The organism is Parasaccharibacter sp. TMW2.1890, from assembly GCF_023337645.1.
Lineage (GTDB): Bacteria > Pseudomonadota > Alphaproteobacteria > Acetobacterales > Acetobacteraceae > Bombella > Bombella apis.
Window position 1 is genome coordinate 58,074 of the sequence record NZ_NWUV01000001.1, and the last position, 14,297, is coordinate 72,370.

Sequence of the window (14,297 nt, forward strand, 5' to 3'; positions counted from 1 at the left end):
GGTTTCATTGCGCCGCCTGCGGGCGGTCCCAAAGGCTGGATGACGCTCAGACCAGCCAGCGATAGCGGATCAGGCCGTTGCCTCCTGTGCCGCCAGAAAAGAGTGTGTTTTTGGAGAAGGCATCATAGGCTCCACCTCCTCCCGCACCGAAGGAGGAGGCATCCAGTCCTCCCTGTGCACCGGCCCGTCCACCGCCCCCGAAAGCAGAGTCGCCTCCGTTGCCAACAAGAATGAACGGGCCGTTCTGCCCGTCTGACCCTGGGGCACCGGTCTGCATGAGGATGTTTCCTCCATGTGCGGAACCGCCAGGGGCCCCAGCACTGGAGGCCTTTGCCTGCCATGAGGCTCCTCTGCCGCCACCTGCCGTCATGACGGCAGTTCCGTTGATGAACAGTACGGTATCGCCGCCAGGCTGTTCTGTGGTGCCCCCCCGGCCGACCCTGACGGACAGGGTATCGGCAGGAGAGATGGAGAAGATACCCTCTGCATAGGCGCCAGCTCCACCGCCACCGCCTGAAGAATTGGTGTTGGAGAATTCGCCCCATGCCTGGCAGTTGGCACCTCCCCCTCCTGCCCCCAGTGCCACGACATGAAGGCGTGTGGCCCATGCTGGGGGGGTGGGTATTGATCCGTCCTGATAGAGCGAGGCGAACAGGAGATTGGCTGAGGCTCCATCAAGACGGCTGAGCCTGCTGTCCAGACGGTCGGAGAGGGCCCCCAGTGTGTGCTGGAGTGCCTCATCATTGCCGATGCGCCGCCAGTATGTTCCGTCAGGGTCGGTCGCGGGGTTGGTCATGTTGCCATCCTGCTGGCTGATGAGCAGAATTGTCGGATCCGTGGCGGATCGCAGAACAGCTCCCAGCGGGTAGCCTCCGACATCATGGGCGAATGATGCATCGAATGTCATCGTGGTGCCTGCACACCATGCCCGTGCGATGGATGAGAGGGCAAACAGGATGCCGTTCATGTCCCGGCCATCTGGTGGTGTGCCCCCAGCCCCCGTAGGCTGAAAGGTCAGCGCGGGGAAACCCAGCATGAAAGAGGCCGCCCCTGCATCACTGCTCTGGAGAGGGATGTCACGCCGATAGGCCAGACCTGCATTCTGGGCAAAAGGAACGGTAATTTTCTCTGGAAGGTCGGAAGTCTTCATAGAATGTCATTCCCGAAATCATTTTTGGCAGGGGGGATGAAGGTGTAGCGGTACTGCACGCCAGAGGGGCGGGGCAGCACACCGGATGCGATGATGGAAACGTCAATGGCTGTGGGGCGGAAGGAGAAAACGAGCATCATGGTGTGGTCGCTCGTATCGGCCAGGTAGCAGTTGCCACGGTTGCCGAAGAGGATCATGAGGATGCGGTTGATGTCAGCGATGGACCCGGCAGAAATGTTTGCTGCTGCCTTGGCCAGGATCAGCTGGCGGTAGTTTTCGTCTGTCAGGCGGTAATTGGCTGTTGCTCCACGCCCGGAATACCAGATGCCTTCACCAAAGGTTCTGGAGGTCGGATAGCCTTGTGCGAATCCCCAATAGCCTGTCGCGTCAATGCGTAGAACCCGCCCGACCCCAACAATCCTCCCCCACACGTCCAGCCCCCAGCCTTTGGCCGTGGCCGGGTTCCAGACATCATGGAGGAAGGTCTCGATGGACCGTTGCGGGTCCACCGCCGCATTGAAGCGCTCAAGGATGCCGGTGAGGGCACGGCTGTTGGCATACTGGGCGAGGATGGTCTCCCGTATGTCGATCATGTCACCACCTGCACGCTGATCGTGTCCGCCGTCACCGTGGGAAGCTGGTTGATCGGCAGTGTGAGCCTGTTCTGGCCCGCATTGCCGTCAGTGCCGATGGACAGGGTGAGCACCTCTGCCCAGTCCCCCAGCCCGTCCACCACGGCAGAAAGGCGGGAGGCATAGACGGTTCTGCCCAGCCGGATGCGGTTGGCCCCGGTTGTCAGATACGCCACGATGGCCTGCTGGATGAGCTGTGCCGCATTGGATGGCACGGCATCCGAGGCCGCAATCTCCATGACCACATGGACAGCAACCGGCGTCGGCCTGTCATAGCGGAACGAGTATGATGGCTGGTTGCCCGCATAAACAGGGTTGGTGTCCTGCACCGTGACGATCTGGGTGCCAACGGTGGGGATGCCCGGGGGCTTCTTGTGCAGGATGGCCTGGCCGATGTCCTGCGGGTTGCCCCCTTCCACCAGAATGTACTGCGCCCCCGCCGGGATGGTCACGCCCTGCTGCACCGTCGGAGCCTGTGCCGGATTGTCCGTCACATAAGCATCCGTCACGCCGGGCAGCTCCAGAAGCGCCCCCATGAGGGACGCATTCTGCCCGATGCTGTTGGCCGCCACGCTGGCCTGCCGCCGGGCTTCAAAGTCGGTGCGGCTTTCGGCATCAGCACCCGTGGCACCGGGGGCAGGATTGGTGAGGGATGCCAGCCCCAGCCCCGCCTGATAGAGCGTCAGGCTGCTGGCGGGGCAGGTGATGGCCCCGGCGGTCTGGCAGGAGAGGTCGAGGCTGGCCGTGGCGGACTGGGGAAGCGTGATGGCCTGCGGGGCCACATAGAGGCTGCCATCCGTTCCCTGCGCCACGACCGTACCGGCAGCGATGGTCTGGCCGGGGGCGTTCACGCTGGCCTGCACCGTGACGGTCGTTGCCGTGGCGGGGCGGCGCTCGATGAAGTAGATGCGCCCGATGGCCTCCTGCATCCGCCCGGAAGAAGAGGCCGGGTCCACGCCATTGAATATGGCGATCATCGCCCCCAGAAAGTCGCCAAGGATGGCGGTCTCGGAAAGGGCGATCTGCCCCTGCGGGGTGGAAAGGGCCGTGTTGGCCCCACCGCCCAGGGCGGCGTTCATGTCGGCCAGAACCCCGGCAAGGATGTCCTGCTCGGAAGGGGCGGTGAAGCCCGCATCGGTGAGGATGGGGGCCGGGACGTTGGTCGTGGCGTCAGAACTGGGCATGGTCCGTGCTCCCATCGCTGAAGGTTACGAGAATGACGCCGGTGAGCTGGCGTTCCCTGGTGGGATTGGCGAGGTGGCAGGTGGCCGCCGCCACGCCGGGAACAGACGTGGCGGCATCCTCGATCTCCGAAGAATAGAAGGAGAGGTCCACGTCCGAGCGGAGGATGTCCGTGTCGTAGGGGATGCCCTGCCCGGTGTCGTAGAGCACCTCGCCCAGCCATGTGCGGGCGGCAGAGCATATGTCCTGAAGGATGGCCGCCTTGTCCGTCAGCACGACCAGATTGCCCGTGCTGTCCAGTGTCAGGTCCCAGCCAGGGGTGAGGGAGAGGGTTTTCATGAGAACTCCGGGCAATAAAAAACCCTCCCGGTGAAGGGAGGGTTAGGCACCATGGATGCAGGACGGTTACTCTGGCGGTGAGGTCTTCCCGCCGCCCGCCTGCACGCCGCCATGCGTGTGTTGTTTCAGCGAGACGCCGGCCGCCTTCACATCGCCGCTGGTCTCGAAATCGCAGTTGGCCGTGATCTTTGATGCCTCGATGGAGACGGTGCCCGGCGTAACGATGCGCCAGCCCTGATCCGTCGCCTGAATGAACTGGTCAGGCCCGTTGTTCAGGAACCCGCCCACATAGACACAGTCCTGCATGGCGAACTGCCGGAACGAGGCGGGGGGAGAGGGCTGCCGTGTGGTGACGGCATGGGTGTGATCCCGGCCAGAAATGACGATGAAGCCAATGTCCCCCGGCTTGGGGTCGATGATGAGGGCCGAACTGCCGCCCTGGATGCGGAGATAGGGGACGCTGTGGATGACCTGCCGGGGGTGGGGCTTGCCCTGTTTGTCCTGCTGGTGGACCATCGGTTTCACATCCACCATGCCAGTGATGGAGGCGGCCCCAGCCTTCACGGCCTTCACCTGCACCAGCATGGAGGGGCCAATCTTGCGGATATGGTCCTGCACCCTCCTGTCCATGATCGTGGAGATGTCGAGGTTGGGGCTGGACCGGTTCCAGTAAGGTGCGTTGGTGTTTTCTGTCATGGGGCTTCCCCTCAGTTGCTCTGATGGCTTAGATGGACGCAGACATCACGGGAGATGACCATGAAACACTTCCTCCTTCTCACAGTCGCCTTTATTGGGCTGTCCGGCGTGGCTTGGGCTGATAATGGGCTTACTCTTGCCCAGCAGAATGAGCGACAAATGGAAGCTAACAGGAAGGCGGCGATGGCCTCTTGTGGCCCTCGTGGCTGCGTGCAGTCCGAGATTGTTCCCTCTCAAAGCGATTGGGATGCCGTTTCAAATCGTATGGCTGCGGAAACAGAGATCCATCTGCGACAAATGGGCATGTCTCCCAACACGGCCCGGAAGGCTGTGTGGGCAACGCAACACAAGCCCTATAGCGCATGTTCTCACTATGTGGCCCAGCTTACGGCTGATTATGAGAATGGCCTAGATCGGCCCGATTATGACGACAAGGTCATTGCGTCTGTCGAGCGTTCTGGCACCTGCGAGCGCAAGAACCTCGACTGATCATTTAACAGCGATCTGCTGCCCTATGTTCGCCAACTGGCAGTCCACGAATGTGTGCCAGTTGCCGCCCGGTATCTCTGACGTGACCTCGTGAGTAATGCTGTAGGGCAGCCACAGGCCATTCCATGGGGCTGAGGCGATGCGCTGTCCCTGCCGGTTGAGGCCATTCTCTCCGGCCACCCACCCGGCAGGAGTGTACTCTTTTGCCACCTTCACGGGCTGATAGTAGGAGATGTCTGGCCGCAGAAGGCAGGAAAAGGAAATCCCGGCCCGGTGCAGCCCCTCTCTCCATGGTGTTGTGACTATTCTCTACGTCGTTGTAAATATCATTTAGTAGGTGGCCTGGTGATAGGAAAAATGCGCTGTTTTGGTTCCCCTTATATTTGGCGAAAAGAGTAATGACGGATAGTGTCTTGACTGGATCATTCTAATATTTCCCAGAGAAGATTGCAGTATTCCGCAATAGTGTTTTTGTTTTATTTGGCGTAAACCATGATTTAATTACTTTTTCAGTCAGAGGTTGGGGAGGTTGTGCGGGTTGTAGACACATGGGGGTCACCTGTGCCGAAACGATCCCCTTTCTGATCCAGCAGGTATTGGAGGCAGAAAAAGAGGAGTAGTTACGTGGAGGAGATCATGAAGAAATTAGGCGTTGCTTTTGTTCTGGCTTCTGGGCTTTTGGGATACTCTCTTTCGGCGAGAGCTGAGGGGAATGAGGATCAGGTCAACCAGTTGATGCAATCCATGAAGGCTCAAGACTTCCTGAAAGTTCTGGACCAGTTCTACGGGAAGTAAAGAGGTAAGGGGGAGGAAGCAAAAAACTCCTTCCTTACTGCCGACATGCCATCTTTCATCTGTTGCCTGGATGAACTGGTCCAGCCCGTTGTGCGGCTCTCTTTTTCTTTTTTGGAAAAACCGATCGCCACAGGTTTGTGGTAGAAGCAGGCTCTTCCACAGGTCCGTTGAGTGTGGTTTTCATATGTGGCCCTGATGGATCAGGATGTGGTTGTCAGAGTCGGTGGCTGCACCCGGTAGGGTGGGTGCCGTCAATTTCAGGAATGAACAGGATTATGGGCATGAAACATCTGGTGCTGTGCGCCGTGTTCGCACTGGCTCTGCCCGGTGTGGCACGGGCGGAGGCTGTGTATCTGAAAAATGAGGATGGGTCTTTCGCCATAGACCCTCCAAAACTGTACGAATTTCTTCACAAGGCTTATTCCAGCAAGCGGGTGGCGGATAATGCCTATGATGTGCTCATCAACAAACGGCGGGGCAATTGCTACGATGCTGTTGTCCATGTGCTCAGATATTTTGATGATGGGCCAGGAAATGTGCCGAAATATTGTTACAGGCCGGATCTGGCCAGTGATGATGCCGTTACGGACGAGCCGCAGGGCCTGAGAGCGCCCTGAAAGCAACACCCGGCCAGAAAATTGTCTGATTGCCAGCGCATGGGGTGAAACCACATTGGAGAGGTTGTCGGGATGCGCTATTTTCTCCGTAGCCTATGAGGCGTAATGCAGGAATCCTGTCCATGAAACACGTTCTTTTTGTAATTGCAGCCGTTTCTGTCTGGGGCGGAGTAGCCCGTGCGGATGCATTGAGTCACATGCCCGAAACCAAAGGCACCCTCTCTCAGGCGCTGCATAGTGCCAAGGTGCAGGCGCATCAGGGGGTGAATCATCAGGAGCAGCGGACGGATGAGGAGAATTTGCGCCGCATCGGCCTTTCCGCCGAGACGGTGAGGGATGGTCTCTGGGCCGTATCACACCGCCCCCATTCGCCCTGTGCCCAGTATATCCGTCAGCTGACAGCCGATGCAAAGGGCAGTTCGGCGGCCCTGTTGCAGAGTGACCAGCGGCTTGTCACTTACGTCGAGAATTCTGGAATCTGCGAACGCTAACCGGCTGGAGCAGTGGTTTCTCTGCAAGGCAGTCGTGCAGTGATAGAGGGACCTTGCGCTTGATCGACCGTTCCTGATGGTTCAGTGCTGGGCTGCGCCCTTCTGGAAAAGAGGGCGTCCGATAGTGAATGACTGGAAAGGGAGTATCATGTCCGAGAAGGAAGAACCGGCTGCAAACCCTGTGAAGGCAGTACATGACGTGATCAGGAACATGCCAGCTGAGGAACGTGAAAAGGCTCATGAGCGCCATCATGAAGTGCTCGATGAAGTCTCCAGTGATGAATCCGAAACTGTAACTGACTGAAATCTGTTACGGGCGACATGGGCAGGCGGGCCTGTTCCGTCCTGCCCCCGCCCCTGTATCGTGAGGGAAAGGAAAGTGATGATGCGGACGACACTGTGCATGACAGGCCTGAGTCTGATGCTGCTGGCGGGCAGTCTGACAGATGCCCGGGCCCAGACCCCGCTGGATGTGGCGCAGGATGGAACGGTGACAACAAGTGGTCTGGCCGCTCTTGGTGTATCTCCCAATGGGGGGCAGCGCTTGGGGCAGACCGGTAAATGGCAGATGCTGGAGCTGGACCACACGCTTACGGCTCTTCTGGCAGAAAATGATGTCATGTTGTCCGCATCGCCACGTCGGGGTGGTGATGTCTTTCTCATGTTCGTCCTGAAGAATCATGAGATTCACCAGCCAGAACTGGAGGTCCGTTTCTCCAACGGATACGAGGTGAAAGGCTTCCATTATACAGGCATCATCAACCGGGGCACGCAATGGGGATGTTATGTCTCCGAAGCTGAGGGGCACGCCCTGTTTGATGCCCTGGCAGGCAGTACGTCTGTCAGCATGTCCTGGGCAGGGGGCGCAGCCCACATCGATTTCGATCACGGGGATGAGTTCGTCCGCACACTGGCTGAGACAGCCTGGCGTGGAAATATGCCGTTTCCGAAATGATATTTCATTGCGGGGGAGCGCTTGTGCCCGGACCGGTCTGCACGCCGCCGTGAGTATGCTGTTTTAGCGAGATGCCACCCGCCTGAACGTCGCCGGATGTGACAATATCGCAGGTGGCTTCAATGCGGCTGGCTTTCAGGGTGAGGGGCCCTTGTGCGTCTATGGTGACGGATCCCGGCGTCACGATCCGCCAGCCCTGATCCGTTGCCTGTATGAACTGGTCTGGCCCTTCATTGAGGAAGCCGCCCACATATACGCAGTCCTGCATGGAGAACTGTCGGAACGAGGCAGGAGGTGAGGGCTGTCGGGTCGTGATGGCATGGGTGTGGTCCCGCCCTGATATGATGATGAAGCCAATATCTCCCGGTTTGGGGTCGATGATGAAGGCGGAACGGCCGCCTTGCAAACGCAGGTAAGGAACATTGTGGATGAGGTCATGTGGCAGGGTGCGGGAGAGCGCATCCTGCTGCTGTACCATGGGACGGACCGTGACCTTGCCTGTAATGGCAGCGGCCTCGGTCGTGACTGTTTCTACCTGTACCAGCATGGAAGGGCCGATCTGGTTGATGTGGCTGGCAATGAGTGAATCCAGTGCACCTTTCAGGCTGTTTTTGCCCGCATTGGAGCGCAGGAGATAGGGCGTGGCTGTAGCAGGCATGCTGTGATCCTTCAGGCCGTTCTGGAGGTGGTTGTTCAGGAAGGTGGCGGCCCGTCATCGTCTGCCAAGGGTCGTACGGATGCATTCCATATGTGTATGCCAGGATCCATGTGAGGTCTCGGTACTGATGTCGTGCCAGACAAAGGTGGCCAGCCACAGGCCGTTCCATGGTGGGGTGCCGGTTGTGCATGTTCCGGTGACGGGTGCAAAGGTGCTTTCCAGAGCCAGTGGACGCCAGAAGGTGATGTCTGGCCGGAGGAGGGTTGTCAGGGATATGCCGGAACTGCTGTATCGGGGATAGCCGATCATCCCCGTTGCGGCTGAGATGACAGGAACTGTTGATTCCTGCCCTGCTGGCGGGATGCCGGTAAAGGTCGGCCCCCATACTTCAAGGAGCCCCCTGTAGGGAATGGCCCCCTGGTTGCTTTCCATCATGGGGATGAAAGGTGAGAGATTGAAGGTGCCTTTCGTCGCCGTCAGGATGGCCTGTATCTGCTCAAGAGCCGTTCCCCATCTGTAATGGTTTGTCAGGCTGGCATGGCGTTCCCAGCCACCATGATCCAGCAGCTGGAAGCCTGCTTCTTTGCAGATATCTGCCATCAGGGTGATGACGTCCTGCGGTCCGGCATAGCCTTTGGCCTGTGGCAGGATGGACGCTGGAATGGTGCTGGTCATGGCATGGATATGGAAGGGACTGTCCAGATCATCATAATCTGTCTGGGCACTGTCGACTGTTCCAGTGAACAGGTTTGTCAGTGGGCTCCCTTCATCACCGGCCTGTATGGTGATGAAAGTCTGGCCAGCAGTGATTGTGTTTAGGTTGTCTGGTGCAGGATGGTCGGGAAGGATGGAAAGGCTGTCTCTGTCTATCTGGGAGAGCCCCCTGATGGTGAGGTCAGCTTCGGAACCGGTGGTGAATCCCGCATGTCTTATGGTGGCCTGTATTGCATGTCCCCCGCCAATCGTGAAGCTGTCCAGGCCTCTGTTCAGCCCGGGTATGAAGAATGTGACGGTTATCTGTTTGCGGGCAAAGCTGTGTGTCGTGGTGGCATTGGGATATGTGATGGCTGTCATGATGTATCATCTTCGTAATGAAGCAGGAATCGGGACCCCAGACCTGAAAATGTGGGATCATCAGCCCCTTGTGTGTCGGTGAAGTACAGGCGGCCTGGCAGCAGGCTGGCAGGGTTGCGGATGATGTTGGTCCCGTTCTGGCAGACAACGCCACGGAGAAGGGCTTCGGTACCGACGGTCAGGTCCATGTATAGTCCGGTGGAAAGCTGTCTCAGCCAGATGTGGCATTGCAGCCCGGCAATGGGGCAGGTCATGCTCTGGGCTGCTGTTGGCTGGAGCGGAACCGTGTAGATCATGTCCGTTTCTCCGGCTGAAGGGTGACGGGGCCTGCATTGCGGGTTTGCGCACCCTGTGGGTGGCGGCTTCCCGTCCAGCGGGACGTGTTTCCCTGTCGGACTTCCTGAATGGTGATGTTGGCCGTTATGATGTCAACGCCGCTGTCGACCGTGCGGGTGAAGGTGTAACCGGTGATGTTGGCATTGGGGTAGATGCCCTCTGGCGTGGCGACGAAATAGAGGTTTGTGTCCTTTACGAGCCGGGAGAGCGTTTCCAGAAAATCTTTCCGCACCGTGTCAGACCCCACACCAAGGGTGCTGCGTATGAAGTCTGGCAGCAGGTTTTCACCAAGGGAGCCTGTTTCCGACCCGTCACAGACCATGCGGATCATGGCCCGGTAGGGCAGGAATACCTTGTTGTAGCTCGTGAAGGTACCGTTTTCCTGTGGGGCGGAGCAGATGTTGGCCTGTTCATCCAGTCGCAGGGAATCGACATGGGCGGCGGAGAGGACACGTCTTGGCGCCTGGCCTGACAGGAAACTGGATGGGCCGCCAGCTGATCGGTTGAAACCGGACGATGTGAGGGAACTGAACTGGTCAGCCGTCGGGCGGCGGAAGATGCCCCATTGGCGGGCGGCACGCTGTACGGCCCAGTTTCCCAGCGTTTCACCACCGGTGGCGGAGGCTGACGCCCGGAGAGATGTCAGGATGGACATGAGGACTGCTCCAGAAAGAGATTATCCGGTCTGGGTGAGGGTCTGGCGGGCAAGGGCTTTTATGGTGCTGGCTTCCACGGCACGGGCAATGTCTTGCGGTCTGCCATGACCTGCCGTCACGGTGATGTTGATGGTCGGGCTGTGCGTGGTCGTGTTGTGGGTCGTGAGAGGGTGCGGTCGTGCTGCGGTTTCGACATGCCGGGCAAGGTGGGCAAGAGCTGGCCCTGCACCGGGAGTGGGCCTGCCCGGAATGGCGGGGGAACGGGAACCCGGTGCTGCAGGAAGCATCCGTGAGAGTGTCTGATCCGTACGGGCAAGGGTCAGGGACAGGCGATGCAGCCGCTCCTGGTCCTGCTGCGGCGTGGGTGAGACGTTCAGTTCCCGTGAGGCCGTGCCGGTCAGGTATGGGATGGACATGGCAGGCAGGAGCCTGCCCGGCTGGCGAGGAGGGGGTGTCTTCTGGCGTCCGGTTTCATCATGGGGTGAGGAGAGGCCTTCAGGAGCATGAAGGTTCAGGATGCTGCGGGCCGTCATCATGGCTGAAAAACCTTGCAGGAGGGGGCCGGGGTCCGCTCCCTCCCGTGTCGTATCAACCTGTCGTGCCTGGAGGTGAAGGACACGCTCCAGAGCCTGCTCTGCATTGTGGAGGGTTGGCTCCACGTCCTTCAGGGCCTGTCGGGCGGCAGGGGTGGACTGGGCCAGCAGGGTGGACCAGTCCCGCACGGTCTGTACCGCCGAGGGAGGCATGGGCTGGGGTGAAGGGGCTTTCGCTTCGGGAGTTGTGGCATCGCTCTGGCGGGCCGGTGGCTCCGGCGTTGGCATCATGGCGGGCAGAGGGCGTGCCATGACAGGGACATCTGTTCCGTCTGTGTCCTGCTGTTTCAGACCAGTGAGTGATCGCCCCCCGGTGAAAAGGGCCAGTGCCCCCATGACATTCCGCCGGAAGGCTGCCGTGCCCTGTTTCAGGGGGAGATGGGTCGGGGGACGTATCAGGTCCGACTGGGCAATGAGTGTATCAAGAATGGCCATTCATGCGCTCCACGGCCGCAATTTCCCAGAGAAGCCACATGTCTTCGCTGTCATAGAGGGTTTTCAGCTCATGCAGTGTGGCCAGCCCCGCCCCGATGACAAAGGCCATCGGACTGGAGAGATTCACGCAGCGGGCGGGAGGTCCCCGTCCGGCTGTGTCTCCCTCAAGATGGCGATGAGGGGGTATATCTGGTAAATTGCGGCCTTGAAAAAATCCACGTTCAGCCGGAAGGCCTCTGCCCGCAAGGCAGGCAACGTGTTGGGGTCCGTTATGTCCGCCTCGATGAGCGGGGCAGGCTCAAGGGCCCGGTTCGTGGGGTCCCGGCGGATTGTCACACAGTCCAGAAGGCCGGAGAAAGCCCGGTCACAGTCTTCATCGCTCATGTGCCCGAACAGGGCCATGCTCTGGCCGGAGAGACCGGCAATGCCGCTGTGCAGGGCCTCTCGTGGGGTGTTGGCTCCGGCACGGGCCAGGGCACGGACGACATGCCGTGCCCAGCGGTCCGCCGTGAAGGCCGACATGCGGGAAATGACAAAACATTTGCCTGCATCAGGGCCTTCGGCAGGGGTCCATTCGATGGTTTTCATGGTGGGTTGCCTTACAGCCCTGCCGGGAGGACATTTTCCCATGTGATGTTCACGGTCCGGTTGCCCAGCGTTGTATTTCCCGCCGGAACGGGGTCATAATCCGTCAGGCAGCCATTGGTGAAGGTGAAACGCTGTCCCAGCCCATGCAGCAGAAGCTCGCCGTTCAGTTCATAGACTGTCCGGGCCTGCCGGGAGGCCGTGGCGATGGCATCGAAGACGGGAAGGGAGCGTGATCCGGCAGAGAAATGCAGGGCCATGTGATAGGCCGAAGGGACAAATCCCTTGTTGAGACGGCCATCAATGGAGAGGCTCGTCGTGGCCAGCTTCAGCTTCTGGGAGCCACTCCAGCCATGGTCGGTTGCCCAGTTCTCCAGCGTGATGGGCGCATTGAACAGGGTCTTGACCGTGAGGGTGAAAACGGCGTCAGCCGAGGTGATGAGCGCAGTGCGGGACATGACTTACTGGACCTCGATGGATGCAAGATGAATGGACTGGACGGACTGGCCATCCGTGTACCAGAAGCGGCACGGGGGACTTCTGCGGGCGGCCCGGATGTCGGCTGCGGCGGTGGAGGCATTGGGCTGGAAGTACCAGCCCCGGCTCTGCACCGTGTCGCTGATGGTGGTTCCGGCAGCCTGGTCGATCTGCTGTTTCTGAAGGGATGTCAGCTGGATTCCGGGGCGGATGGCCCCGAAGCGCAGGGCCTGGTTGATGGTGTCCTGCACGCTGGCCGAGATCAGCCCATCCCCGATGCTGTCATACGGAATCTGCCCGGTCTGGAGCAGAAGCGTGGTCAGGGCGGACTGGAAGGACGCATTGAGCCATATCTGGTTGATGTAGCTGTCCGCCCAGAGGAAAGCCCCCGAGACATGCCCGTCCTCCAGCCACTGGAAGCGGCCCAGCCCGTTGGCATAGGCCCCGTAGAAATTGTAGCCATTGGCCCGGAGAGTGGCGGCTGTCGTGGCATCGGTCACGCTGGGGGTGAGCAGCCCGCTGCGGCGAAAGCAGAGCGTGGTGCGCCCGTCCGTTGCGCTGAAATCGAGCGAGGCCAGCCAGCCGAGACAGAAGGCGGCAGCTAGAGGGTCCTGATAGATCAGGGTGGTGCCATCAATGTTCCGGTTCTGCAACCATGTGCCGAAGCTGGCACTGTTCTGCGGGTTGAGGGCCTGCTCGTCCGTGTCCCATGGGACATACCAGTAACGGTCCGTCGTGCCGGCCACCCATGTGGCGAAGGCCTGTTTCTGTGTCAGGGTGGGTTCCCATGTGGTGGTGAAGCCGGTGAAAGCCTGATTCTGGCTGGTGATGAGGTCCATCAGGCTGGCAGGATCGGCCTGGTGGGCCGGGTCCGCCATATGGATCAGCAGGGTGGGCGGTATCTGGGCTGCATCGTCATGGCTGGCGAAATAGACGGCGGCCATGCGGGCTTCCGGGCTGTTGGCGGGGAAGTCTTTCGTCACGTCTGCCAGGGAGCCGTAGGATTTCAGCTGACCTGTACCGAGAGCGGCTGAATCCGAAGGGGTTGTGATGAGCAGCCCGTTCATGAAAGGAACGCCACTGGCTGTGCCGAGTGTGACGGGATTGATGCTGACAGTCTGGGCAAGAGGGATGGTGCCGGTCAGGGAGGCCATGATGGAGTGTCCTTGTCTGTGAAAAAGGAATCAGTGGTCGGCAGATGGGAGGGGAGTGGCCAGGGTGGCTTCCACCATGGAGGCCATGCCGAGGGCTGTGGCCGTCTCGGCCGGGCGTTTCAGGGTGGTCATGATGACGAGACGCAGTGTCAGGGTGGCGGAGGCCTCATACTGCTGTTCTGCACTGGTGAAGTCCTGCTGCGTGAGGGGCCCGGTGTCTATGGGGGCGATGTCAGGCCGTCTGTGGCGGAACCACGCCACGGTCCGCCGGTCCCGCCACAGGGTGCTGACACCGCCCAGAACCGTCAGGGATTCAGGCCCACGGGCGGTGAGCCGGATGGACAGTTCCACGGGCTGGGAGATGGTGACGCCTTCTTCATCATGGCCATGGCTGTTGGTGGCGAGCGGACAGCGTGTGGTTGGCTGCATGACGAGATGGCTGCCTGAAGGCATGGGCAGACGGTTCTGCTGGCCCTGGAAGAGGCCCCAGCCTTCAGGCAGAATTTCTGCTTTCAGCCAGTCTCCCAGCATCTGCATGACCGTGCTGTCTGTCGGGGTCAGCTGGAACTCTGCCGGCATGGAATCTGGCGGGTGACGATCAGGCGGCACCATTCATTGGCTCCCCATTGTTCGAGTATTTTCGTGACCAGCCATTCCGATCCTTCAAACAGGAGGCTGTCGCCCCCGCTCTGCAGAGGGCGACTGAGAGTATGGGCGCTGCCTTGCAGAAAGACGGTGCGGCTTTCTCCCTGCTGGGCGATGTCGCCAATGAGCTGGAGGAGAGTGGCCGGGGCGGGCTGGATGTCGATCAGCACAGGGATGTCCTCATGAAGCGGGGTCGTGCTGTAATCGGCGGCAATCTGGCTGCCTGTCATGCGGCGGAGAATGGCAGGCTGAAGCGGGTTGATGGTGGTTGTCACGCTGCTGGCGAGAGAGAAGAGATTCATGCTGTCTGGCCTTCCATCAGGTGGTGAAACCGGTCA

22 protein-coding genes are annotated in these 14,297 nt (G+C 60.0%); 5 read left to right on the forward strand and 17 right to left on the reverse strand.

The window, feature by feature from the left end; genetic code table 11:
* Window positions 1-46: 46 nt before the first annotated feature.
* From CPA54_RS00265 to CPA54_RS00290, 6 genes are all read right to left on the reverse strand, one after another.
* Window positions 47-1,150, reverse strand: a complete 1,104-nt coding sequence (locus CPA54_RS00265; RefSeq protein ID WP_249085338.1) for a glycine-rich domain-containing protein — start codon at window positions 1,148-1,150, stop codon at window positions 47-49.
* Window positions 1,147-1,743: a DUF2612 domain-containing protein gene (locus CPA54_RS00270; protein WP_249085339.1), complete on the reverse strand. Its 597-nt coding sequence runs from the start codon at window positions 1,741-1,743 to the stop codon at window positions 1,147-1,149. The genes CPA54_RS00265 and CPA54_RS00270 overlap by 4 nt, the downstream gene beginning before the upstream one ends.
* Window positions 1,740-2,966 carry a baseplate J/gp47 family protein gene (locus CPA54_RS00275; protein WP_249085340.1) on the reverse strand — a complete coding sequence of 409 codons (1,227 nt, stop codon included), beginning with the start codon at window positions 2,964-2,966 and terminating at the stop codon, window positions 1,740-1,742. Before CPA54_RS00275 ends, CPA54_RS00270 begins: the two co-directional genes overlap by 4 nt.
* On the reverse strand, window positions 2,953-3,303 hold the full coding sequence (locus CPA54_RS00280) for a hypothetical protein (RefSeq protein WP_249085341.1): 351 nt from the start codon (window positions 3,301-3,303) through the stop codon (window positions 2,953-2,955). The genes CPA54_RS00275 and CPA54_RS00280 overlap by 14 nt, the downstream gene beginning before the upstream one ends.
* Window positions 3,304-3,369: 66 nt before the next feature.
* Window positions 3,370-3,999 (reverse strand): Gp138 family membrane-puncturing spike protein, encoded by a 630-nt coding sequence (locus tag CPA54_RS00285; RefSeq protein WP_249085342.1) that lies wholly within the window; start codon window positions 3,997-3,999, stop codon window positions 3,370-3,372.
* A gap of 489 nt (window positions 4,000-4,488) precedes the next feature.
* A complete protein-coding gene (locus CPA54_RS00290) occupies window positions 4,489-4,698 on the reverse strand; it encodes a hypothetical protein (RefSeq protein ID WP_249085343.1) in 210 nt (69 codons plus the stop codon).
* Between the two features lie 414 nt (window positions 4,699-5,112).
* Between CPA54_RS00290 and CPA54_RS00295 the strand changes: the two genes are divergently transcribed.
* From CPA54_RS00295 to CPA54_RS00315, 5 genes are all read left to right on the forward strand, one after another.
* Window positions 5,113-5,283 carry a hypothetical protein gene (locus CPA54_RS00295; protein ID WP_156878808.1) on the forward strand — a complete coding sequence of 57 codons (171 nt, stop codon included), beginning with the start codon at window positions 5,113-5,115 and terminating at the stop codon, window positions 5,281-5,283.
* Window positions 5,284-5,564: 281 nt separating this feature from the next.
* Window positions 5,565-5,900 (forward strand): hypothetical protein, encoded by a 336-nt coding sequence (locus CPA54_RS00300; RefSeq protein WP_143539976.1) that lies wholly within the window; start codon window positions 5,565-5,567, stop codon window positions 5,898-5,900.
* Window positions 5,901-6,022: 122 nt separating this feature from the next.
* Window positions 6,023-6,391 (forward strand): hypothetical protein, encoded by a 369-nt coding sequence (locus CPA54_RS00305; RefSeq protein ID WP_249085344.1) that lies wholly within the window; start codon window positions 6,023-6,025, stop codon window positions 6,389-6,391.
* A gap of 148 nt (window positions 6,392-6,539) precedes the next feature.
* Window positions 6,540-6,695 carry a hypothetical protein gene (locus CPA54_RS00310; RefSeq protein ID WP_156878807.1) on the forward strand — a complete coding sequence of 52 codons (156 nt, stop codon included), beginning with the start codon at window positions 6,540-6,542 and terminating at the stop codon, window positions 6,693-6,695.
* 78 nt (window positions 6,696-6,773) lie between these two features.
* Window positions 6,774-7,346 carry a hypothetical protein gene (locus CPA54_RS00315; protein ID WP_043562106.1) on the forward strand — a complete coding sequence of 191 codons (573 nt, stop codon included), beginning with the start codon at window positions 6,774-6,776 and terminating at the stop codon, window positions 7,344-7,346.
* Window positions 7,347-7,350: 4 nt separating this feature from the next.
* Here the strand turns inward: CPA54_RS00315 and CPA54_RS00320 are convergent, their stop codons facing one another.
* From CPA54_RS00320 to CPA54_RS00365, 11 genes are read right to left on the reverse strand one after another with little or no spacing between them, the layout of a single operon-like run.
* Entirely contained in the window at window positions 7,351-8,004 is a 654-nt protein-coding gene (locus tag CPA54_RS00320; protein WP_043562108.1) for a Gp138 family membrane-puncturing spike protein, read from the reverse strand.
* Between the two features lie 54 nt (window positions 8,005-8,058).
* Window positions 8,059-9,078: a hypothetical protein gene (locus CPA54_RS00325; RefSeq protein ID WP_249085345.1), complete on the reverse strand. Its 1,020-nt coding sequence runs from the start codon at window positions 9,076-9,078 to the stop codon at window positions 8,059-8,061.
* Window positions 9,075-9,374: a phage baseplate plug protein gene (locus tag CPA54_RS00330; protein WP_043562113.1), complete on the reverse strand. Its 300-nt coding sequence runs from the start codon at window positions 9,372-9,374 to the stop codon at window positions 9,075-9,077. Before CPA54_RS00330 ends, CPA54_RS00325 begins: the two co-directional genes overlap by 4 nt.
* Window positions 9,371-10,069 (reverse strand): hypothetical protein, encoded by a 699-nt coding sequence (locus CPA54_RS00335; protein ID WP_086431786.1) that lies wholly within the window; start codon window positions 10,067-10,069, stop codon window positions 9,371-9,373. The genes CPA54_RS00330 and CPA54_RS00335 overlap by 4 nt, the downstream gene beginning before the upstream one ends.
* Before the next feature lie 21 nt (window positions 10,070-10,090).
* Window positions 10,091-11,098, reverse strand: coding sequence for a hypothetical protein (locus CPA54_RS00340; protein ID WP_249085346.1), 1,008 nt, complete (start codon window positions 11,096-11,098; stop codon window positions 10,091-10,093).
* On the reverse strand, window positions 11,085-11,207 hold the full coding sequence (locus tag CPA54_RS09150; protein ID WP_268235067.1) for a hypothetical protein: 123 nt from the start codon (window positions 11,205-11,207) through the stop codon (window positions 11,085-11,087). The genes CPA54_RS00340 and CPA54_RS09150 overlap by 14 nt, the downstream gene beginning before the upstream one ends.
* A 14-nt stretch (window positions 11,208-11,221) precedes the next feature.
* Window positions 11,222-11,686 (reverse strand): phage tail assembly chaperone, encoded by a 465-nt coding sequence (locus CPA54_RS00345; protein WP_081562633.1) that lies wholly within the window; start codon window positions 11,684-11,686, stop codon window positions 11,222-11,224.
* Window positions 11,687-11,697: 11 nt separating this feature from the next.
* On the reverse strand, window positions 11,698-12,141 hold the full coding sequence (locus CPA54_RS00350) for a phage tail fiber protein (protein WP_249085347.1): 444 nt from the start codon (window positions 12,139-12,141) through the stop codon (window positions 11,698-11,700).
* 3 nt (window positions 12,142-12,144) lie between these two features.
* A complete protein-coding gene (locus CPA54_RS00355) occupies window positions 12,145-13,314 on the reverse strand; it encodes a DUF3383 family protein (RefSeq protein WP_248630319.1) in 1,170 nt (389 codons plus the stop codon).
* A gap of 30 nt (window positions 13,315-13,344) precedes the next feature.
* The gene (locus CPA54_RS00360) at window positions 13,345-13,926 is read right to left on the reverse strand and encodes an LIC_12616 family protein (protein ID WP_249085348.1); all 582 of its coding nucleotides are present in this window, start codon (window positions 13,924-13,926) and stop codon (window positions 13,345-13,347) included.
* Window positions 13,872-14,261: a hypothetical protein gene (locus tag CPA54_RS00365; RefSeq protein WP_043562126.1), complete on the reverse strand. Its 390-nt coding sequence runs from the start codon at window positions 14,259-14,261 to the stop codon at window positions 13,872-13,874. Before CPA54_RS00365 ends, CPA54_RS00360 begins: the two co-directional genes overlap by 55 nt.
* Window positions 14,262-14,297 lie beyond the last annotated feature (36 nt).